Origin of the sequence: Arthrobacter sp. AG1021 (assembly GCF_003633665.1) — a bacterium.
GTDB classification, from domain to species: Bacteria; Actinomycetota; Actinomycetes; order Actinomycetales; family Micrococcaceae; genus Glutamicibacter; species Glutamicibacter soli.
In genome coordinates this window covers 342,163-362,241 of sequence record NZ_RBLB01000010.1, presented here as the reverse complement: position 1 = coordinate 362,241, position 20,079 = coordinate 342,163, and the positions used below count along the sequence as shown (strand labels likewise).

Below are 20,079 nucleotides of genomic sequence, written 5' to 3'. Positions count from 1 at the left end.
ACCGAACCCGGAAGCTAAGGCCCATTGCGCCGATGGTACTGCACTCGTGAGGGTGTGGGAGAGTAGGTCACCGCCGGACTTAACTTGAGAAGTGGGAGGCTCCAACAGTGTTGGGGCCTTCTGCTGTTTAACCCGGCCGGTGCTTGGGCGCCTGGCCGGCGGGGTGGCCGGCGGGGGGAGCAGAAGCTCCCCCTTTTTTGTTTAACAGGGAAAGAAGCAACATACCTGAGAACGTTTGGTGAGAGCAGGGCCATACCGCGTAGCGTAGAGACCATGGATACGCTTTTCTACGCGCACCGGGGCAGCTCCCACAAGTTCTCTGAGAACACTCGGGCAGCTTACCTTCAGGCCATCGACGAGGGAGCTGATGGCATAGAGTGTGACGTCCATCTGACCCAGGATGGGATTGTCGTATGCCACCATGATCCGACCGTGGACCGTACCTCGGATTCGACGGGTCTGGTTTCCGGGTTCACGCTGTCCCAGATGAAGGCCATGGACTTCACCGGAGTCATCCCGAACCTGATTCCCGCGGGCTACGGGCAGGAGAATGAACAGCTCCTGAGCCTGGCCGAACTCTTCGAGATCCTCGAGGAACGGGGACAGCCCATTGGCCTGGCCATCGAGATCAAGCATCCCAGCCCGTTCGGGCACTTGCTCGAAGACGGGGTGCTCAAGGTCCTGGCCGACAACCATTTCGATCGTTCTACCGGTACGGCCGGCAGCAAGAACCAGATTGCCGTCACCCTCATGAGCTTCGAACCGGAATCGCTCCGGTACCTCTCCCGCACGGTGAACAAGGAGCTGCTCTGCCAGCTGATCACCGAGGTGGACGCATCGTGGGTGGACGAGCTGGTCTCCACCGGCCAGATGGGGCGCGCAGCGGTGTATGAGGTGCTGTATCGGTCGGTAGCTGAAGGGATCGAGTTCATCGACCAGGGCGGCGCCGGAATCATCGGTCCCGGGGTTGCGTGGACCCGGGCCAATGAGAAAATCGTGCGCGAGTGGCTTGGGCGTGGCCTGACAGCCAGGATCTGGACCGTTGACCGGCCAGCCGACGCGCAATACCTGGTCAACCTCGGCGTAAGCCAACTGACGAGCAACCGGCCTGCTGAACTGCGCAGGGAATTGGAACAGAACTAGGAAACATGAGCACGGCTACAACGCAAGAAAATCTGTATCTGCAGGACACCTATGCTTTTGAAGCCCAAGCGCAGGTGCTTGCCACCGGTGTCGACGAAGACGGAGCGTGGATCGCGCTCAGTCCGAACATCTTCCATCCGCGAGGCGGCGGTCAACCGGAGGACAGCGGGACGGTAAACGGGCACCCGGTCAGCGTGAGCCGCAACCAGGACGGCCTGGTGATCCTCCACGGCGCACCGGAGCTGGAACCGGGCACGCAGGTGTTCAGCTCAATCGACAAGCAGCAGCGCCTGCTGAACGCGGCACTGCACACCGCAGGGCATGTCGTGGGTTTCGCGGGAGAAGACCGCGGCTGGCAGCACAAGGGCCATTCGCATTTTCCCGGACAGTCCCGTTTGGATTTCGACCCGGCCAGCGTGGACCTGCCCTTGGCGGATGACACGCAGCGTGCAGCCGCCAGGGACTGGCTGCAGGAACGCGTGGATGAATTGCTGTCCGGCGGCGGGGCCGTCATATGCACCATGGACGCCGACGGGCTGCGCACCGTGCGCATCGAGGGAATCAACGCCGAACCATGCGGTGGCACCCATGTCAGCCACGTGAGCGAACTGGCGGACGTGGTGATCAAGGAAGCCAAGGTCAAGCGCGGCGTTTACAAGGTCCGGTACGATGCCCGGCACGCGGAGTAGCCGGCTCACCCCCGCGACGAAGATGGGCCTGTCCATCGCCATTGCGACGGGCCTCTACGGAATCTCTTTCGGTGCGTTGTCCATCGCCGCGGGGCTGAACCTCTGGCAGACCGTTACCCTGAGCGCGCTGATGTTCACCGGCGGTTCGCAATTCGCCTTCATCGGGGTGATCTCGGGCGGCGGCGCCGCGTCGGCAGCGTTCTCCGCCGCATCCCTGCTGGGCATCCGCAACGCCGTCTACGGGATGCAGATCAAGCAAGCGCTGCGTCCCCGGGGCAGGCATGTGCCATGGATGGCGCAGGTGACCATCGACGAATCCACCGCCGTCAGCTTGGGGCAGGCCGAGGTGGACGAAAAACGCCGCGGGTTCTTCAGCGCCGGGGTCGGGGTGTATGTCCTGTGGAACTTCTTCACCATTGCCGGGGCGCTGCTCGGAGAGCGCATGGGCGATCCCGCGGCCTGGGGGCTGGACGGGGCAGCGGTGGCGGCGTTCATCGGACTGCTGTGGCCGCGTTTGAAAGCCATGGAGCCGGTGCTCATCGCGCTAGCCGCCGCGGTGGTCACCGCGATCGCGGTTCCGCTGACGAGCCCGGGACTGCCGATCCTCATCACCGCCACCTGCGCCGCGGTCTATGCCCTGACGACCGGACGCCGGAGCAAGCCGGCAACCGAGCACGGAGAGCTGCAGAACGTCCAGGAGGACCGGGCATGAGCGAACTGAGCTGGTGGATCCTTGCAGCCTGCCTGACCGCCTATGCGATCAAGATCTGCGGTTACTTCGTACCGCGCAAGGTCCTGGACTCGCCGACGATGTCCCATGTCGCAGCCACCTTGACCATTGCACTGCTGGCCTCGTTGGTCACCGTGAATGCGTTCACCTCCGGCCAGGAGCTGGTGATCGATGCGCGCATCGGCGCGCTGGCCGCCGCCGTCGTCGCGCTGGTTTTCAAGGCCCCGTATCTGGTGGTGGTGATTGCCGGCGCACTGGCGGCGGTTCTGCTGCGGGCTACCGGATTGGCCGCCTGACACCCCGGCCCGGCCGAGGGGTGCCGTGCAGGCGGATCAATCCGGAGTCCGGGTGGTGCGCCAGTAGCTGTTGATGGCGATGCCCAGAGACACCAGCAGGCAGAGCCCGCCGAAAGCCGCGAACGCGCCGGATAGGCCGGCCAGCGCCGGGGTGATGGCCAAGGCGAAGGCCGCGATGGCCAAGAAAACCAGCAGGAGTATGGTGATCCGCTGCCTCCGCATGACCTGTTCTTCGTGTGTCATTTCCTGCCCCTTCCCGGTAGTTTCCACCGCAAACTGCAAGGAGTAGTGGCTTTGCCGAAGGAAGTGACGCAGTCACCGCATCCTTCTTTCACCATAACAGCGCGGGCGGCTTGCGGACAGGGCACCCGGATCTCCCGGCAGCGGCGCAACACGTTAGGAGTTTCCCCGTGCCCGGTGGGACAGTGGACTCATGATCGTAGCTTTCTCAGTTGCCCCCAGTACCGACAACCCCAACGGCTCCGTGCACGACGCGGTCGCCGAAGCCGTGAAGATCGTCCGGGAATCGGGTCTGCCCAACCGCACCAGCTCCATGTTCACCGAAATCGAGGGTGAATGGGACGAAGTCATGGACGTCGTCAAGCGGGCCACGTTCGCCGCTGGCCAGTTCGGATCCAGGGTGTCCCTGGTTCTGAAGGCGGACATCCGCCCCGGATACACCGGTGAGATCGACGGCAAGCTGGAGCGCCTGGAACGCGCCATCGACGCATCCGGGGCGTAGCCGGAGTGCCGGGGCAATTGCCCCGCCATCGCTCCACCCTGCCGCGGCTGTGCATGGGCAAGGTCATTGGCGTGACCCCTGCACTTCCTGGAGCATCAGGAGTACCCTGAACTCGACAGACCTGTACCGGCCGGTCCGGAAAGCCGCCCGCCGATCACCAGCTGATCTGCGAGGCGTTCCCGGGCGCGCCGGAGGGCCGGCTCCTGCGCGGTTCGCCCCAACGGGTGGCCGGTTCGCAGGGGCGGTGTGCTGCACCAGGCAGCCGGGAACGTGAGGAGAACCAGAGACGATGATCCACCATCTGGCAGACCGTGAGAGCCCTGCAGTCGATGACTACTTGAATGTAGCTCTCGGACTGGAAGTTCCGGAGCTGGAAGCCGGGCGAGAGCATGCCCGCAATGCCGGGTTGCCGCGCATCGAAGTGAGCACCGCGCAGGGCAAATTCCTGCAGCTCCTGGTGGAAATCTCCGGCGCAACCCGCGTCCTGGAAATTGGTACGCTCGGCGGCTACTCGACCAGCTGGCTGGCCCGGGGCGTCGGAGCCCGGGGCAAGGTGGTCTCCTGCGAATTCGAGCCGCTGCATGCATCCATCGCGCGCGAGAACCTGGAGCGTGCGGGGCTGTCGGACCGGGTGGAGATCAAGCTCGGCGCCGCGCAGGGGACTCTGGAGCGGCTGATCGGCTCGCGCAGCGCGCCGTTCGACCTGATTTTCATCGACGCCGACAAACGGAACAATGTGGTGTACCTGGAGCGCGCTGTGAGACTGTCCCGCTCCGGAACCGTGCTGGTGCTCGACAACGTCATCAGGGCCGGGAAGATCCTCGACGATCCGGCGCAGCACGGGCTGCAGGAAGCGGATCTGCGAGGGGTGCAGGAGTCGCTGCGCTGGCTGCGTGACGAGCCGCGGGTTTCGGCCACGGCGCTGCAGACCGTCGGGTCCAAGGGATGGGACGGTTTTGCGCTGGCCCGGGTGCTTTAGCTTCGCCGACTAGCTGCGCGAAGATTCGCGGACGTTCAGAAAGTAATTCTCGTCCGCCTCTTCATCGGCTCCCGGTTCGGCGAATGGCGGGGACTTCATGATCAGCAGGTAGGCGGCCAAGCCGCAGAGCAGGCCGACAGCCGCGCCGGCCCAGCCCGCATACTGGGTATCGCGCAGCAAGCCGCCGGCCGCCGGGCCAACGACCATGGGCGCGACATAAAAATAGGACCCCGACGAGGCAGGACCCCAGAAACGCTCCAGCTTGGCCAGGGTGCTGAATCCGATGACCAGGACCAGGCTTCCCAGCAGGATGACCCAGAAACTCGGGGACAGGCTGACCACCACGGTCAGGCTGGCGATCACTCCACCGGTCAGCGCGGCGAACGACTGGTTCCGATGCACGGACTGACCCCTTTTCCATCAATGAGCTGTAGTTATCCGGCCATCATTTCAAAAACCAGCTGCGACCGCAATCGTACTTAAGTAGGAGGGGTGGTGCGTTCCGGGGCTGGGCCGCCGCCCTGCCGTAGGGTTGGTAGCGTGCCTGAACTGAAAGATTATCGAATCCGCGCGGCAACCGCCGCGGATGTGCGCCCGGCGCTGGAAATGAAGCTGGCTGCCTGGCGGCAAGCCTACAGCGGGTTCCGCGGTGAGGAATTCTTCGCCTTCCACGAGGAACAGCTCGAGGCCCAAGTAGCCTGGTGGGAACGCGGCCTGGCCGGCGGCGCCCAGTTCTACATCGCCGAGAACGCCGAAGGGCGGATCATCGGACTGGCCGGCGGGACGCCGGTCATCGACGAGGACCAGGACGCCGGCGTCGAGATCGAGCTGGGCATGCTCTACATCCTGGCCGACTTCTACGGCTCCGGCCTGGGTGCCCACCTGCTCCAGGTGGTGCTGGGCCAGCGTCCGGCGCTGGTCTGGGTGCTGCAGGGCAACGAACGAGCCATCGCCTTCTACCGCAAGCACGGCTTCGAGCTCGACGGCGTCAGCGAGGAGCTCACCGGGTCGTGGAACGGGCTGACCGAGCTGAGGATGGTGCGCCGCAATGGCTAGGGACGCCGCGCCGACGCTCGTGGGAAGCTACCCGATCGACACCGGGCTGGCGGAGATCGAATCCGACCCCTACGGGGCCAACCGCTACATCCTCAAGGTCAACGGGGTGCCCTCCTCGCATGTGGACCTGGACGACCCAGGCTACCTGGACTTCGAGTACATGCGCTGGATGGAGCCGATCTTCCTGACGGGCTACCCGCCGGAGGACTATGACGGCCGCGCCCGCAAGCTGCGGGTGCTGCACCTGGGCGGCGGGGGCTGCTCGATGGCCCGCTGGGTCGCCTCGCGCTACGAGAACGCCCGCCAGGTCGTGGTGGAGCTGGATGCCAAGCTGGCCGAGCTGGTGCGCACCAACTTCCAGGTGCCGCGCGCCCCGCTGGTGCGCCTGCGCGTGGGGGATGCCGGGCAGGTGCTTCCCACGCTGAGCGAGGACAGCCGCGATATCATCATCCGCGACGTGTTCGCCGGCAGCACCACCCCGCGCCAGCTGACCACCGTAGGCTACGCCCGCCAGGCCCAGCGCGTGCTGGACGCGGGCGGGGTGTACATCCTGAATTGCGGCGACACCGCGGACCTGGCCGGGGCCCGGGCCGAGGCAGCCACGCTGCTGTCGGTGTTCAAGCACGTGGCGCTGATCGCCGATCCGCCCATGCTCAAGGGCCGGCGCTACGGGAACATCGTGTTCCTGGCCGGCGACGAGCCGCTGGCCCTGGGCCCGGCCTTCGAACGCAGCCTGCGCACCGCGCCGCTGCCCGCGCAGCTGGTGTCCGACTCGGCCGTCGCGCGGTTCGCCGGCTCCGTGGCACCCATCGAGGACTAGGCTTCCGGCAACCGGTCGCCGCGGCGGTAGCTGGATCCGTCGGCGGCGCGCAGCAGCAGGCCGTGGTCCACGAGGTAGCGACGGATCAGCGCGGTATCCGGGTGGAATACCCGCAGCCGCTCGTTGAGCTGCTCCTCGCGCAGCTGCTCGTCCCCGTCGATGACCGCGTCGCGCAGGTACGCCATGACCTGCAGCCGGTCCGCCGGCTTGGCAGGCAGCGTGTGCAGCTTCGTGCCGGTGAAAAAGCGGTTGATGCCGCTGCGGTCGGCCTTGGCGGCTCCCGCCGCGGCCAGGGTGTCGGCCAGCAGCTGCTCGTTCAGCTCCCAGGTCCCGCCCGCCCCGAGGCGCAGCAAGCCGATCTGCTCCCAACGGGCCAGGTCCTTGGCCCTGCGGGCCCCTGCCGCTTCCTGCTCGGGGTCCTGCCCGGTGAGCACCTGGCCCAGCAGCTTGCGCATCGCCGGGTTCTTCAGCCCCGCCGCCACCTGGATCCAGGCTCCCGCCGGGGAAGTCCCCGGTGTTTCGTTATGATCTGCCATGCCCCCATGCTAGCGAAGCGGCGCGGGCCCGTCCGGGAACGGCGGCGGCCCGCCCCGAAGGAATCGGGACGGGCCGCCGCGCGTGGCTGGAAGGGGTATGCCTACTTGACCCCGGCCCAGTCCTCGATCAGTCCGATGCCGAAGAACAGCACGAAGGCGGTAGCCACAACCCACATCAGCGGGTGGATTTCCTTCGCGCGGCCCTGGGTGGCGCGGATGAAGACGTAGGAGATGAAGCCTGCGCCGATGCCGTTGGCAATGGAGTAGGTGAACGGCATCAGGGTGAAGGTCAGGAAGGCAGGCAGCGCTACGCCCCAGTCGTTCCAGTCGATCTTGGTGATCTGGGTGATCATCATGAAACCGACAACCACCAGGGCCGGGGCCACTGCCTCGAATGGCACCAGGTAGATCAGCGGGCTGAGGAACATCGCCACGATCATCAGCAGGCCGGTGAAGACCGAGGCCAGGCCGGTGCGGGCGCCCTCGCCGATGCCGGCACCGGATTCGACGAAGATCTGTGCCGAGGAGCTGGAGGTGCCGCCGCCGACGATAGCGCCGGCCGCATCGACCAGCAGCACCTTGTCCACGTTGGGGATCTGGTCGTTCTCATCCACCAGGTCCGCCTCTGCGGCCAGGCCCACCATGGTGCCCATGGCGTCGAAGAAGATGGACAGCAGGATCACGAAGGCCAGCAGCGAGGCGGCCGTCGGGCCGATCTTGGCGAAGGCGCCGAACAGGCTCACCTCGCCGATCAGCGACAGGTCTGGCAGGTGCCAGTCGGGCAGCGAGGGAACCACCAGCGACCAGCCGTTGGTCTCGGACTCGCTGACGTGGAACACTGCCTCGAAGATGTTGGCGACGATCGCGGAGACGACGATGCCGATCAGGATCGCGCCCTTGACCTTGCGGACGACCAGGGTCATGGTCAGCAGCAGGCCGATGATGAAGACCAGGATCGGCCATCCCATCAGCTGGCCGTCGAAGCCCAGGCCCACCGGCACGGTGGTGTGCGCGGCATCCGGGACGCGCTGCACGAAGCCGGCGTTGACCAGGCCGATCAGGGCGATGAACATGCCGATGCCCACGACGATGGCGGTCTTCAGCCCCGCGGGGACCGCGTTGAACACCGCGGTTCTAAACCCGGTGAGCACCAGGATGAACATCACGATGCCGGCGATCACCACCAGACCCATGACGTCGGCCCAGGTCAGTTCCGGGTTGGTGGTCACGGTGATGGCCACGAACGCGTTCACGCCGAGGCCCGTGGCCATGGCGAACGGGCTGCGGGCCCAGATGCCCATGATGATGGTCAGGATGCCGGAGACCAAGGCGGTCACGGCGGCCACGCGCTGGATCCCCAGCTCGCCGCCGGAGGAGTCGGCGCCGGAGAGCACCAGCGGGTTGAGCACCACGATGTAGCTCATCGCGAAGAACGTGGCGATGCCGCCGCGCAGTTCGGTGGAGAAGGTGGAGCGCCGCTCCGAAATCTTGAAGTAACGGTCAAGGCGTTCGCGCATACTACTGGCAGGCGCTGATTTTGTGGAGGAGGACATAGGAAAATTCTAGGTGCTTTCGGGCTCATTCCAATACCCAATTCGAATCTGAGTAGGCTCTGCGTGAAATCTTTAGATCCAACTCACATGATGGCGCACCAACGAAGTACATTGGGTGTAAGGGGCATCACGCCCACGTGAAACCGGAAGTAGTTGAGGAGCGGGTCTGATGAGTGACGAAGCACCAGTCGCAGCTGAAAAAATCGAAGGCATCGTGGTCGGCGTCGACGGATCGCAGCAGAGCAAGTGCGCACTGCGCTGGGCCGAACGCGAAGCGGTGCGCCGCGGAAGCGTGCTGAACATCGTTTCGGCCTACACCATCCCGGTTTTCGCCGCCTCCTCCATGGATGCGGGCTACTCGACCCTCGACGACGACCTGATCCGCGGCGGCGCCGAGGACATCGTGCGCCAGGCGCGCAAGGAGCTGGAAAACAGCGAGGCCACCATCCGCACCTACATCGAATCCGGCGACCCGTCGGGTGTGCTGCTGGACCTGAGCAAGGACGCCGAGCTCGTGGTGGTCGGCACCCGTGGCCGCGGCGGATTCGTGGGCCGGCTGCTCGGCTCGGTTTCCTCGGCCCTGCCGGCGCACGCCAAGTGCCCGACGGTGGTTGTTCCGCTGGCCGTGGCCAAGGAGCAGGAAGGCGACGCAGCGGCTGCAGCCGCCGCGGCGCGCAAGTCGATCGTGGTCGGCGTCGACGGCTCGGACCGCGCCCGCGCCGCGGTGCTGGCCGCAGCGGACGCCGCCATAGCCAGCGACCTGACCCTTCGCCTGATCTGCGCGGTCGCCCCGGTGGGCGCCGCGCTGGCCTGGATGCCGGCGACGGTGGACCAGGAGGCGGTGCTCGAGGACGTGCGCTACCAGATGAGCGTCGGCGTGGCCTGGCTGTCCTCGCACTACCCGACCCTGAAGATCGAGACCGATGTAATCAGCGGCCCTCCGGTCGAGGTGCTGATCCGTGAATCCGAGCACGCGGTGCTGACCGTGACCGGTTCGCGCGGCCGCGGCGGCTTCGCCGGCATGCTGCTGGGCTCGACCTCCCAGGGCGTACTGCACCACTCCAAGGGCCCGGTCATGGTGGTTCCGGATTCCGACGACCCGCGCCTGGCGGACCGGAAGAACTTCGACACCCGCGCCAACGACTAGCATCCAGGCCGCCGCGCAAGCCTGACGTGCCCCCGGGGAGCGATCCCCGGGGGCACGCTGCTGTCTGCGCCGGAAAACAGCAGAGCACCCGCGGGGACTTCCCTGCGGGTGCTCTGCTGTGGCCTGCTCCTAGTAGCGGGCGGCCTTCGAGTGGAGGTTGTTCACCCAGCTGAGCGGGGTGACCGAGATGCCTGCATTCGGGTTGCGTGCGTGGACCACTTGGCCGTTGCCGATGTAGATGGCCACGTGGTAGAACGAGGATCCTCCGTTTGAGGAGGAGAACACCAGGTCGCCGGGGCGCAGGTTGTTCAGCGACACGTACTGCGGTGCAGCGAAGAACTGCTGGGTCGAAGTGCGCGGCAGGCTGATGCCCGACTTGCCAAATGCCCGCTGGGAGAAGCTGGAGCAATCGAAGGCGTTCGGGCCGTTGGCGCCGTAGACGTAGTACTTGCTGTTGTCACTGGCGGTATTCAGTGCCCAGGAAATTGCAGCGCCGTAGCTGCGTCCGCTGCTCTGGGGAGCAACTTCCTGCTCCTGCTTGGGAGCTTCGGTCTTCTGCGGCTTCGGCTTGGGCTTCGGGGTTTCCTTCGGCTTTTCGGTGGCCTTGGGGGTTTCTTTCGGCTTCTGCGTTGCCTTCGGGGTTTCTTTCGGCTTCTGCGTTGCCTTCGGGGTTTCCTTCGGCTTTTCGGTGGCCTTCGGGGTTTCCTTCGGCTTTTCGGTCGCCTTCGGGGTTTCCTTCGGCTTCTGGGTTTCCTCGGCCTTTGGAGTCTCGGCAGGCTTCTGGGTTTCTTCGACCTGCGGGGTTTCGGTCTTCTGCGGCTTCGGAGCGCTCTCCGGCTCAGGAGCCAAGGTCGGAGTGACGGTATCCACTTCGTCCAGCGGCTGCGCTTCAGGCTTTGGCTTCACGGTTGGCTCGGCGGTCGACTCGTCGACTTCCAGTTCCTGCGGCGCATCCACGGCCAGCGGCTGGATCGTGCCGGTCTGGCTTGGCTTGACGACCGGTTCGTCGTCGGCGCTGAGGGTTTCCTGCAGGGCGGTTTCGCGTTCCGCCTCTTCCTGCTTTTCGACCTGCTTGCGGACCTCGGCTTCTTCCTGGTCCTTCAGGCTTGCCAGGTTGCTGATCAGCTCGTCGCGCAGGTCCTGCTCTGGCTTGATGGCGGCCTGGTAGGTGGCCAAGGTGCTGTTGGCGGTCGACGCGGAGGCATCGTAGTTCGCCGCGGCTTCTTTCGCTGCGCTTTGCGCGGCGTCTGCGTAGGATTCCCAGGAAGAGACCAGAGCCTCGGCCTCGGTGGCCGAATTGACCGACTGGACCTGCTGCTGGCTCAGGGTGTCAATGGTGGCGGCCTTGTAGAAAAGGTCGTTCGAGTCGTCGCTGTTCAACAGGATGCCGAGCGTGGAGTTGCCGGCGCCGTTGCGGTAGATGTCCGAAGCGATGGCGCCCAGATCGGTCTGGCTCTGTTTGAGGTACTGCTTGGCATACTCCAGCTGCTTGACGGCCTTTTCGGCGTCGGCGGTGCGCAGATCGCGCTCCTCGCCTGCGGTCAGCAGCGACTCCTGGGCCTCGGCGGCCGCCGTTTCGGCCTGGAGCAACTCGGCACGGCTGGAGGCCAGCGAAGCTTCCAGGCGCGCGATCATCGCATTGGTGGAGTCCTTGTCCTTCTTGGCTGCCTCGATCTCCGCTGCACTCGGCAGGCCGGAAACCGAACGCTCGGCTGCGATCGACACGGTGGTCGGGAATGACGTAGTGGTTGCTGCTGAAGCGGGTGCTGCTCCGGCAAGGCAGGTGACTGCCAATGCAAGAGTGCTCGCTGCAACGCCGAGCGTGTGGCGGTAAGCCATATCGTTCCTCACTGATTCCAAGAGATGACATTGGGGCAGTTTCAATCCGTGATCATCCAACCGGGTTAGGTCACGATTTGGATAAGCCCCAAATAGCACACTATGCCAACATCGGTACCGTTCGCAACAGTAGTCACACCAGTCACACAAATTACATTGACGGAATTATGAGACTGAAAATGCCTGTGATGTGGAGCGACGTGAAAACGGGGGCTGGGTTCGCGGCCGATGGAAACTCTCGAAGATCACCGGTCCCCTTTCCCAGTTCGTGGTTAACGGGGCCATTGAGTGACGAAAATGTAACGGTCGATCACTGCCGACCGCGACACCGATTTTTTGACCTCTTAAACGTGCGGGCGAAATCCGCCGCGTGACCCGGTTGCGGCGCTCCGCTGACTGCGCGATGAGCCGGGCACGGACCGGGTGACTTGCAAACACAGAAGGGGTTTCTCTGTGAGGTCGGACACCGCCGCTGGGGCAGGTGGCTGCAATCTCACCGTATTTTGTGACGCACATCTCAGAAAGACTTTTTCGGGAAATGCGCTCATGACCACCCTAATTCGTGCAGTCTGGCGTCGTCGATGCCGAAGTGGTGGGCTACTTCGTGCATGACCGTAATCTTGATTTCGCGGACAACATCCTCTCGAGTTTCGCAGGCCCGAAGCGTGGGATTTTTGAAGATGGTGATGCGGTCGGGAAGGGCTCCAGCCTCCCATCCCTGATCTCGTTCGGTCAGTGCCACTCCGTCGTAAATCCCCAGAATCTCGGTGTTTTCCGGCTCTCCGGGGAGTGGCTCGTACTCGTCTTCAATAAAGAAAACGACGTTATCCATCATGTCCAGGGCCTGCTGCGGAATGGCGTCAATAGCCTCCTGAGCCAGGGCGTCGAACTCGTCGTCGGGCATCTGTAGATCCATGCCTCCAGCCTAGGTCGACGACCCGCTTTTGGGGTGGTTCGAGAGGTTGCGAATGCCGATTTTGCGAAAACAAAAAAGCCCACGTATAGTTATTGGAGTCCGCAGCGGAGACGAAAGAAACCGCAGCTGATATAGGCCCCCATCGTCTAGCGGCCTAGGACACTGCCCTTTCACGGCAGCGGCACGGGTTCGAATCCCGTTGGGGGTACAAACAGCCACTTTGTGGTTGTCAGATGGAGAAATCCATCGGCTTGCGAAAGCAAGGCCCTGTAGCGCAGTTGGTTAGCGCGCCGCCCTGTCACGGCGGAGGTCGCGGGTTCAAGTCCCGTCAGGGTCGCTCAATTTACTAGCAATAGTAAATTAGGTGTCCAAATATTGTGACGCCAGGCTCTGTAGCTCAGTTGGTAGAGCGTTCGACTGAAAATCGAAAGGTCACCGGATCGACGCCGGTCGGAGCCACGCAGGCCCTCGGGTAACCGAGGGTTTTACTGTGTGAATTGGGATTATCCCAAAACACCAGGCCCTGTAGCGCAGTTGGTTAGCGCGCCGCCCTGTCACGGCGGAGGTCGCGGGTTCAAGTCCCGTCAGGGTCGCAGTACATGAAAGCTCCAATTCAAGCGAACTGGAGCTTTTCCCTTTCCCGGAACGGGCCCGGTTTCGCTTGGGTCCGGTTAGTTGGCCCGGCCCAGCTGGCGCGGGCCGATCCATCGATTGCTCAGGCGCCGGTAGGCCGCCGCGGCCATGGTCATGTCGCCGTCCTCCAGGGCCTGGATTCCGTGCATCAGGTCGTTCACGGATTCATCGGGCCAAACGATGTCCGCAAGCAGCCCGTAATCCAGCTCGATCACCGACTGCGGGTCGAAGGATTCAAGCCAGCCGCCCAGTGACCCCAGTTCTTCGAACAGCGGTGCCTGCGGCGCGTGGGTAGCCATGGTCTGCACCGCCCAGGCCAGGCGCTCGATGGCCTGCTCAAGCGGAACCAGCAACCGAACTGTCCGCAGCCGCTCCCCGACGTAGAGGACCTCGCACTCGTCGTCATCGCGGAACAGCGAGAACCAGCTCAGCGGGATGCCCCAGGTGGAGGTACGGGTGTGCAGGTGCGTCAGGTCAGCGGCAAGCTTGTCCGTGTCCACGCGCTGCCCGTTCGCGCGGCGGGCGGCCGGAGGGATCAGCAGATCGAAAACTTCGGCGCGCATGGCTTCCTCCGCCTGCTCCGCGGCCAGCAGGCTCCGGGCCTGGATCTGCGAGGGGCAGTACCGGGTATGCTCGGCGCCCTGGTAGTCGAGGATCTTGACGGTGCGGAAGGTTTCCTGCTCGGTGTGGGGGAACGGGTCGGAGACGCCGCGCAGGGTTCGCTCCCACAGCTGCTGGTTCTCCAGTACGTCGAGCTGGTCCGCGCTGCGCCCGGGGGTGTTGATGATAATGGACTGGGCCCAGTCCTCGAACGCGGACAGCGGTTCGTAGACACGCAGGTGCGCGGTCGCTGCCGTCAGGTCGTACAGGGGCCCAGTCATCTTCATTCCCCTAATCTATCCGCCCAGCTCCACAATTACCGGCGCATGATCGCTCGCGCCCTTGCCTTTGCGCTCTTCGCGATCAATGCTCGCGCCGGTGACCCGCGCGGTGAGGGCCGGCGAGGTCAACGAGAAATCGATGCGCATGCCTTCGCCCTTGGGGAAGCGCAGCTGGGTGTAGTCCCAGTAGGTGAACTGGCCTTCGGTGTGCGGGCGGACGACATCGGTGAATCCGGCGTCCTCGAAGGCCGCGAAGGCCGCGCGTTCGGGAGCAGAAACGTGGGTCAGCTCGTTTTCCAGGAAGAAGCTGATGTCCCAGACATCTTCGTCCTTCGGGGCGATGTTCCAGTCGCCCATGAGCGCAATCTGCGCCTGCGGATCGGCTTCCAGCCAGCCGACGGTGTCCTGCTTGAGCGCGTCGAGCCAGCTGAGCTTGTAACCCATGTGCTCGTCATCCAGGGCGCGGCCGTTGGGGACGTAGAGGCTCCAGATGCGCACACCGCCGCACGTCGCGCCGATGGCACGCGGCTCTAGGATCGGGTTCTTGCCGCCCTTGCCGAATTCCGGCTGCCCGGCGAAACCGCGCTGCACGTCATCCAGACCGACGCGCGAGGCAATGGCCACGCCGTTCCACTGGTTCACGCCGCAATGCGCGACTTCGTAGTCGTTGTTCTCGAACAATTCCCACGGGAAATTGTCGTCCTTGCATTTCGTTTCCTGGATGGCCAGGACATCCACGTCGGTGCGGCGCAGCCAGTCCTCAACACGGTCGGCTCGGGCACGCAGCGAATTTACATTCCAAGTCGCAATCTTCACTTCTTCAACCTATCAAGTTTGACCGAGCGAGCCACTTCAATTTACTTGGAAGTCCGAGTATATTCGTCTCTGAAGGTGACCCCAATCACTCAAAGGAGAGGCCCTTGCCTGAGATCCTGACCCAGTGCCGCGGACATCTGGGGCTCATTACCCTGAACCGTCCGAAATCCCTGAACGCACTGAATACGGACATGTGCCGCGCCATCCTGGACGCGCTGCTGCAGTGGCGCGATGATCCGGAGATTGAACACGTGGCTGTTGTCGGGGCCGGCGACCGGGCCTTCTGCGCCGGCGGGGATATCGTCGCCATCTACCAGGACATCCTGGAGCGCAATGGTTCCTCGGAAGAATTCTGGCGGGTCGAATACCAGCTCAATGTCTTGATCGACGAGTACCCCAAGCCGTATATCGCGTTCATGGACGGAATTGTGCTGGGCGGAGGCATCGGCATCTCGGCTCACGGGAGCCATCGCATCGTGACCGAAACGAGCCGGTGCGGCATGCCGGAGGTGGGCATCGGATTCTTCCCGGATGTCGGGGGCACCCACCTGCTATCCCGCGCCCCGCGGGCGGCAGGACGCCTGGCGGCGCTGACCGGCATGAAGTTCGGCGCCGCGGACACCATGGCGCTGGGACTCGCCGATAACTACGTACTGCAAAAGGATCTGGCGGCCCTGCTTGAGGCGCTGCAGACCGAGCCGGTGGACCGCGCGGTGTCGCGCTTCGCGGGAATCCCCGAGGCCGGGTACCTGCACGAAGAGTGGGTCCAGTCCTTGTCCGAGCCGAGCATTCCGGCGGTCGCGGCGGAACTGTCCGAGTTCGAGAACCCACGGGCTGCAGCGGCCCTGGCGGCGCTGGAAGCCGCGTGCCCGAGCTCGGTGCGGCTTGTGGACGAGCTGCTGCGGGACGCCGGGGCCGACTTGCGCGCGGACTTGGCCCGCGAGTTCCGGGCGGCCGTGCATCGGCTCGACGACCCGGATTTCGCTGAGGGCATCCGTGCCGCGGTGATCGACAAGGACCGAAAGCCGCAGTGGAACGAACCGCTGGAAAACCTCAGCCCCGAGCAGCGCACGGCCAGGCATTTCAGGCCGCTGGCCGGCTCCGAATTGAATTTCACCCTGATTGACCAGGGACTATGCGAAAAGAGTGGACGATGAGCAATCTGCCAGTTATTGGATTCCTGGGACTAGGGCACATGGGACTGCCCATGGCCATCAATCTTCACCGGGCCGGCTACAAGCTTAAGGGCTTCGATGTCGTCCCTGCGGCGGTGCAAGCCGCGGCGGATGCCGGCATCGAAACGGTCGACAGCGGAGCCGACGCGGCGAAGGACGTCGACATCGTGCTGACCATGTTCCCCTCGGGCCAGCATGTGCTGGACGCCTACCGGAGCTACCTGCTCGACGCCGCGGCGCCGAATACGCTGTTCCTCGAATGCTCTACCATCGATGTCGCTCAGGCCCGCGAAGCGGCTGAGCTGGCCGTCGCCGCCGGGCATCGCAGCGCGGACGCGCCGGTCTCCGGCGGAGTGGTCGGAGCCGAAGCAGGGACCTTGACCTTCATGCTCGGAGCCGAGGCCGCGGACCTGGCGGAGATCACTGCCGTGCTGGAGCATATGGGCAAGCGGATCGTGCACTGTGGCGGCCACGGTTCGGGGCAGGCCGCGAAAATCTGCAACAACATGCTGCTGGGCGTTTCAATGATCGGCGCGGCCGAGGCCTTCGTCCTGGGCGAGCGCCTGGGTCTGGAACACCAAGCGCTCTACGACGTCATTTCCACTGCCTCGGGCCAATGCTGGTCGGTGACCACCAATTGTCCGGTCCCCGGGCCGGTGCCCGCGTCGCCGGCGAACCGCGACTACCAGCCCGGCTTCGCCGCGGCGCTGATGGCCAAGGACCTTGGGCTGGCGTCCAGCGCGCTGGAGCATACCGATACCGATGCGCGAATGGGCGCCCTGGCCGCGGCGCTCTACCGCAAGTTCAGCGACGAGGGAAATGCCGGCACGGACTTCTCGGGAATCATCAACGCGGTGCGCGAAGGAACGTTATAGGAAGTCGCCCGAGGCCCTGCGGAAGCGCGAGAGGATCTGGAACAGCTCCCGCGCATCCGCGACCGGCAGGCCGCTGTCGGCGAACAGCTGCTCGTTGAGATCGTCGCGGGCCGCGGCCAGGACATTCGCCCCCTCGGCGGTCAGTTCAAGCAGCCGGGTGCGGCCGTCGGTGGGATGCTGAATCCGGCGGACTAGGCCGGTGGCTTCCAGCCGGTCCACGGAATTGGTCAGGCTTGTCGCATGCACCTGCAGCAGGCGGCTGGCGTGGGTCATGGGCAGCGAACCTCGCTTGGAGAAGCCGAGCAGCGCGAGCACCTCGAAGCGGGCGAAGGTCAGGCCGTGCGGCCTGAGTATTGAATCCGCGCGCTGAAGAAAGATCGAGGCGGTGCGCATGACTGCGGTAATCGCGGCCATGGAGTCCGCCTCGGCATCCCAGCCATGGGAGACCCACTGGTCGCGGGCCTGGGCAATCGGGTCGCGCGGCAATGGTGACGACATTTTCTACCCCCAAAATAAGACCTAGTCCAACAATATACTTGGACATCCTAAGGTTTGGAAGGAGATCCCGGATGGACCTCATGACCGACATTTCGGCGCAACTCACCCAGTCCGAGCGCGCGCGCCTGGCCCAGGTGCGTGAACTCGCCCAAGGCAGGATCCGCAGGCAATCCATCGAGTACTGGAACCGCGAGGACTTCGCTCCCGGGCTGGTGGCGGAGCTCGGCGCCGCGGGCCTGGGCGCGGTGCAGCTGGAGGACTGCTCGCATCTGGCGCGTGGGCTGATTCATGCCGAGCTGGCCCGCGCTGACATCTCCCTCTCCTCGGTGGTGGGAATCCACAATGAACTTGTGCTCGGAATGATCAACGAATTAGGCTCCGAAGCGCAACGCCGAGAGTGGCTGCCGCGTTTGGGCAGGCTTGAGGCATTCGGAGCGTTTGCCATGACCGAGCCGGAGCATGGATCGGACATTGCAGGGGGAATGGCCACCAGCGTGCGCCGGGAAGGCGACGAGTACGTCCTTACCGGGCGCAAGCGCTGGATCGGCATGGGAACCATCGCGGACTTCGCGCTGGTCTGGGCCAGGGAACCGGAATCCGGGGACATCGGCGCCTATCTGGTGGAATCCGGCAGGCGGGGATTCAGCGCCTCCAAGATCGGAAACAAGATCGGCCTGCGCATCATGCAGAATGCCGACATCGAACTGCACGAGGTGCGTATTCCGCTGGAAAACAAGCTTCCCGGAGCCACAGGCTTCGCCGCAGCGAACCACCTGCTCATGCAATCCCGGGCGTGGGTCGGCTGGCAGGCTGCCGGCGCGATGCTGGCGACCCTGGACGTCTGCACGGCCTATGCGGTCAGCCGTGGGCAGTTCGGCAAGCCGCTGGCATCCTTCCAGCTCATCCAGCAGGCCCTTGCCGAAATCGCCGGCAATGCCCGGGCCGGGCTGTCCATGATGGGCGACATCGCGCGCAAGCAGGAGGCGGGAAAGCTGACCATGGCCGATGCAGCGCTGGCCAAGTCGACGGCAACCCGGCTGGCGCGGGATGCGGTGGCCAAGGGCCGTGCACTTCTTGGCGGCAATGGGGTGTCCTCGGAATACGAAATGGCCAAGATCTTCTGCGATGTTGAAATCCTCCATACCTACGAAGGCACCTATGAGATCAATTCGCTCATTGTGGGGCGTGCGTTGACTGGAACGGGCGCCTTCGTCTGATTACATGGGCGCCGCTCGCCGTCTCCTCCCGTTTTGCACGCGCGCCCAGGCTGCCGGCCCTGGAAGATCCGGGGTTGGCAGCCGCTAAAACAAAAACTGAGAAAGTACTTTCCAATACAGAAAGTACTTGTTAGTCTTTTGGTACATCGGAGGAACGGAACCGCGGGAGCAGGATCATGAACAAGATGTCCAATGCCACGTACTCGATCATCATCAGCCTTGCGGGCGTGCTCTTCGCAGCTCTCGCGCTCTTCGCCTACTTCAGCGGCCGCAACGCGCTGATTTTCGTGGGAATGGGAATCTTTTTCGCCGTGACGATGACCATGAGCTCATTGCACGCTCGGCAGCAGGCCGCGGCCCGCGCGGAAGAGCGCGCGTCATGAGCGCCGAAAACAACCTCAACCCGGAACAGCAGCTGGCAGCGCTGGCGCAGGCCCAAGCCGACATGGACCGTGCCGTTGGCTACGGCTCAAGGCTTCTAGGCTGGTACAGCATCATCGTTTCGCTGGTCATCGGCGCCCTCGCTTTCCTGCTGCAGCTGTATCCACCGCAGAAGCACATAGCCGGCTTCATCGTGATCATTGGACTCTACGTGGTGGCGATCCTCGCCGCGTCGCTGGCCTACCGTAAGCTCTACCGTTCGCTTCCGATCGGCGCGTCAAAACGCTACACCTGGGGGTTCACCCTGACCATCGTCTTCTATGCGGCCTCGTTGGCGCTCCTTCCGCAGCAGCTGAGTTCCTGGGCCATCCTAGGACTGATTTGGATCGTTGTATCGGCCCCGCTACTGATTGTGGGAATCGGCATGGTGCGGAAATGACCACGCATGCCCGGAACCGACTCAATGACGACTTCTCCAATCCCGTCCGCCTGTCCATCATGGGCGCGCTGAACATGGTGGAGGAGGCGGATTTCAAGTCGCTCAAGGAAGCGCTGGGAATTTCGGATTCTGTGCTGTCCCGCCATCTGAGCGCCTTGGAGGAAAAAGGCCACGTCAAAATCCGCAAGGGATTCGTGGGAAAACGTCCTCGGACCTGGGCCAAGCTGAGCCCCGAAGGGCGCAGTGCCTTCACGGGGCACGTCCAGGCACTGAAGGAAGTTACCGGCCTGGCCTAGCCGCCGTCATTTCGCGGCGGGCCGTGGTGACCGGGCGGATTTTCCTGCTCGGCTCCACATCCTCCCTGCCGCAACGATGAGCAACGGCACGGCCAGCACGGCCCAGAAGGGATCGGCTGGAAGGCCGGTCGGGAGGGCGGCCCCTGCGGCCATCGCCGCAGTCCAGGCCAGCCGGCGCGGGACGCGTGCGGCCCCAGCTACCGCTGAGGACTGGATCAAGCTCAGGTTCGAGACGCTCACCGCCCACAGCGCAAAACTCAGAGCGATGCCGAAGCCCTGCCCGAGGTGAGCAGCTCCATCCGGCGTAGCCGATGTAGATGCCGAGGAGAATTCCCAGCACCGGCCGCCAACCGGCGGCACCCGCCGTGCGGTGTTCGGATCCAGCTTCCATGGATGCGTCCTCGTTTGCCGTGGGGCGGTGC

General features: G+C 64.4%; 24 protein-coding genes and 4 tRNA genes. 19 read left to right on the top strand and 9 right to left on the bottom strand.

The window, feature by feature from the left end:
* Window positions 1–273: 273 nt before the first annotated feature.
* The 4 genes from DFO58_RS15265 to DFO58_RS15250 are packed head-to-tail and all read left to right on the top strand — an operon-like array spanning window position 274 to window position 2,858.
* Window positions 274–1,143: a glycerophosphodiester phosphodiesterase family protein gene (locus DFO58_RS15265; RefSeq protein WP_047118193.1), complete on the top strand. Its 870-nt coding sequence runs from the start codon at window positions 274–276 to the stop codon at window positions 1,141–1,143.
* Window positions 1,144–1,148: 5 nt separating this feature from the next.
* Window positions 1,149–1,832: a hypothetical protein gene (locus DFO58_RS15260; protein ID WP_113607554.1), complete on the top strand. Its 684-nt coding sequence runs from the start codon at window positions 1,149–1,151 to the stop codon at window positions 1,830–1,832.
* Window positions 1,813–2,544, top strand: coding sequence for an AzlC family ABC transporter permease (locus tag DFO58_RS15255; protein WP_286163629.1), 732 nt, complete (start codon window positions 1,813–1,815; stop codon window positions 2,542–2,544). The genes DFO58_RS15260 and DFO58_RS15255 overlap by 20 nt, the downstream gene beginning before the upstream one ends.
* Window positions 2,541–2,858, top strand: a complete 318-nt coding sequence (locus tag DFO58_RS15250) for an AzlD domain-containing protein (protein ID WP_047118190.1) — start codon at window positions 2,541–2,543, stop codon at window positions 2,856–2,858. The genes DFO58_RS15255 and DFO58_RS15250 overlap by 4 nt, the downstream gene beginning before the upstream one ends.
* Window positions 2,859–2,894: 36 nt before the next feature.
* Here the strand turns inward: DFO58_RS15250 and DFO58_RS15245 are convergent, their stop codons facing one another.
* A complete protein-coding gene (locus DFO58_RS15245) occupies window positions 2,895–3,101 on the bottom strand; it encodes a hypothetical protein (RefSeq protein WP_047118189.1) in 207 nt (68 codons plus the stop codon).
* 190 nt (window positions 3,102–3,291) lie between these two features.
* Here DFO58_RS15245 and DFO58_RS15240 point away from each other — a divergent pair, with 190 nt between their 5' ends.
* On the top strand, window positions 3,292–3,600 hold the full coding sequence (locus DFO58_RS15240; protein ID WP_047118188.1) for a thiamine-binding protein: 309 nt from the start codon (window positions 3,292–3,294) through the stop codon (window positions 3,598–3,600).
* A 289-nt stretch (window positions 3,601–3,889) separates the two neighbouring features.
* Window positions 3,890–4,579 carry an O-methyltransferase gene (locus DFO58_RS15235; protein WP_053797181.1) on the top strand — a complete coding sequence of 230 codons (690 nt, stop codon included), beginning with the start codon at window positions 3,890–3,892 and terminating at the stop codon, window positions 4,577–4,579.
* 9 nt (window positions 4,580–4,588) lie between these two features.
* Here DFO58_RS15235 and DFO58_RS15230 read toward each other — a convergent pair whose 3' ends face one another.
* Window positions 4,589–4,981, bottom strand: coding sequence for a hypothetical protein (locus DFO58_RS15230; protein WP_047118187.1), 393 nt, complete (start codon window positions 4,979–4,981; stop codon window positions 4,589–4,591).
* Between the two features lie 138 nt (window positions 4,982–5,119).
* On the opposite strand from DFO58_RS15230, the gene DFO58_RS15225 reads away from it, so the two are divergent.
* A complete protein-coding gene (locus DFO58_RS15225) occupies window positions 5,120–5,635 on the top strand; it encodes a GNAT family N-acetyltransferase (RefSeq protein WP_053797182.1) in 516 nt (171 codons plus the stop codon).
* Window positions 5,628–6,455, top strand: coding sequence for a fused MFS/spermidine synthase (locus DFO58_RS15220; RefSeq protein WP_120991582.1), 828 nt, complete (start codon window positions 5,628–5,630; stop codon window positions 6,453–6,455). Before DFO58_RS15225 ends, DFO58_RS15220 begins: the two co-directional genes overlap by 8 nt.
* Here DFO58_RS15220 and DFO58_RS15215 read toward each other — a convergent pair.
* Window positions 6,452–6,991: a DUF2087 domain-containing protein gene (locus DFO58_RS15215; RefSeq protein WP_120991581.1), complete on the bottom strand. Its 540-nt coding sequence runs from the start codon at window positions 6,989–6,991 to the stop codon at window positions 6,452–6,454. The genes DFO58_RS15220 and DFO58_RS15215 overlap by 4 nt on opposite strands.
* 101 nt (window positions 6,992–7,092) lie before the next feature.
* Window positions 7,093–8,544 carry an NCS2 family permease gene (locus tag DFO58_RS15210; protein ID WP_183043217.1) on the bottom strand — a complete coding sequence of 484 codons (1,452 nt, stop codon included), beginning with the start codon at window positions 8,542–8,544 and terminating at the stop codon, window positions 7,093–7,095.
* A 169-nt stretch (window positions 8,545–8,713) separates the two neighbouring features.
* Between DFO58_RS15210 and DFO58_RS15205 the strand changes: the two genes are divergently transcribed.
* A complete protein-coding gene (locus DFO58_RS15205) occupies window positions 8,714–9,691 on the top strand; it encodes a universal stress protein (protein ID WP_113607556.1) in 978 nt (325 codons plus the stop codon).
* A gap of 129 nt (window positions 9,692–9,820) precedes the next feature.
* Here the strand turns inward: DFO58_RS15205 and DFO58_RS15200 are convergent, their stop codons facing one another.
* On the bottom strand, window positions 9,821–11,530 hold the full coding sequence (locus DFO58_RS15200) for an NlpC/P60 family protein (RefSeq protein ID WP_146956057.1): 1,710 nt from the start codon (window positions 11,528–11,530) through the stop codon (window positions 9,821–9,823).
* A gap of 544 nt (window positions 11,531–12,074) precedes the next feature.
* Window positions 12,075–12,446 carry a metallopeptidase family protein gene (locus tag DFO58_RS15195; RefSeq protein WP_047118181.1) on the bottom strand — a complete coding sequence of 124 codons (372 nt, stop codon included), beginning with the start codon at window positions 12,444–12,446 and terminating at the stop codon, window positions 12,075–12,077.
* 135 nt (window positions 12,447–12,581) lie between these two features.
* Between DFO58_RS15195 and DFO58_RS15190 the strand changes: the two genes are divergently transcribed.
* The 4 genes from DFO58_RS15190 to DFO58_RS15175 all read left to right on the top strand — a co-directional run bounded on the left by DFO58_RS15190 (window position 12,582) and on the right by DFO58_RS15175 (window position 13,039).
* Window positions 12,582–12,654: transfer RNA gene (locus DFO58_RS15190), tRNA-Glu, on the top strand.
* A 55-nt stretch (window positions 12,655–12,709) separates the two neighbouring features.
* A tRNA-Asp gene (locus tag DFO58_RS15185) sits at window positions 12,710–12,783 on the top strand.
* 49 nt (window positions 12,784–12,832) lie between these two features.
* A tRNA-Phe gene (locus tag DFO58_RS15180) sits at window positions 12,833–12,905 on the top strand.
* Window positions 12,906–12,965: 60 nt separating this feature from the next.
* Window positions 12,966–13,039: transfer RNA gene (locus tag DFO58_RS15175), tRNA-Asp, on the top strand.
* Window positions 13,040–13,117: 78 nt separating this feature from the next.
* Here the strand turns inward: DFO58_RS15175 and DFO58_RS15170 are convergent.
* Entirely contained in the window at window positions 13,118–13,960 is an 843-nt protein-coding gene (locus DFO58_RS15170) for a hypothetical protein (protein ID WP_047118250.1), read from the bottom strand.
* A gap of 15 nt (window positions 13,961–13,975) precedes the next feature.
* On the bottom strand, window positions 13,976–14,776 hold the full coding sequence (locus tag DFO58_RS15165; protein WP_120991579.1) for an exodeoxyribonuclease III: 801 nt from the start codon (window positions 14,774–14,776) through the stop codon (window positions 13,976–13,978).
* Between the two features lie 104 nt (window positions 14,777–14,880).
* Here DFO58_RS15165 and DFO58_RS15160 point away from each other — a divergent pair, with 104 nt between their 5' ends.
* Both DFO58_RS15160 and mmsB read left to right on the top strand, forming a co-directional pair.
* Window positions 14,881–15,933 (top strand): 3-hydroxyisobutyryl-CoA hydrolase, encoded by a 1,053-nt coding sequence (locus DFO58_RS15160; RefSeq protein ID WP_120991578.1) that lies wholly within the window; start codon window positions 14,881–14,883, stop codon window positions 15,931–15,933.
* On the top strand, window positions 15,930–16,826 hold the full coding sequence (gene mmsB, locus DFO58_RS15155; RefSeq protein ID WP_047118178.1) for a 3-hydroxyisobutyrate dehydrogenase: 897 nt from the start codon (window positions 15,930–15,932) through the stop codon (window positions 16,824–16,826). The genes DFO58_RS15160 and mmsB overlap by 4 nt, the downstream gene beginning before the upstream one ends.
* Here the strand turns inward: mmsB and DFO58_RS15150 are convergent.
* Window positions 16,821–17,324, bottom strand: a complete 504-nt coding sequence (locus DFO58_RS15150) for a MarR family transcriptional regulator (RefSeq protein WP_047118177.1) — start codon at window positions 17,322–17,324, stop codon at window positions 16,821–16,823. The genes mmsB and DFO58_RS15150 overlap by 6 nt on opposite strands.
* A 71-nt stretch (window positions 17,325–17,395) precedes the next feature.
* Between DFO58_RS15150 and DFO58_RS15145 the strand changes: the two genes are divergently transcribed.
* The 4 genes from DFO58_RS15145 to DFO58_RS15130 all read left to right on the top strand — a co-directional run bounded on the left by DFO58_RS15145 (window position 17,396) and on the right by DFO58_RS15130 (window position 19,657).
* Window positions 17,396–18,541: an acyl-CoA dehydrogenase family protein gene (locus DFO58_RS15145; protein WP_120991577.1), complete on the top strand. Its 1,146-nt coding sequence runs from the start codon at window positions 17,396–17,398 to the stop codon at window positions 18,539–18,541.
* Between the two features lie 176 nt (window positions 18,542–18,717).
* A complete protein-coding gene (locus DFO58_RS15140) occupies window positions 18,718–18,924 on the top strand; it encodes a hypothetical protein (protein WP_047118176.1) in 207 nt (68 codons plus the stop codon).
* Window positions 18,921–19,361: a hypothetical protein gene (locus tag DFO58_RS15135; protein WP_120991576.1), complete on the top strand. Its 441-nt coding sequence runs from the start codon at window positions 18,921–18,923 to the stop codon at window positions 19,359–19,361. Before DFO58_RS15140 ends, DFO58_RS15135 begins: the two co-directional genes overlap by 4 nt.
* Window positions 19,358–19,657 (top strand): transcriptional regulator, encoded by a 300-nt coding sequence (locus DFO58_RS15130; RefSeq protein WP_113607561.1) that lies wholly within the window; start codon window positions 19,358–19,360, stop codon window positions 19,655–19,657. The genes DFO58_RS15135 and DFO58_RS15130 overlap by 4 nt, the downstream gene beginning before the upstream one ends.
* Window positions 19,658–20,079 lie beyond the last annotated feature (422 nt).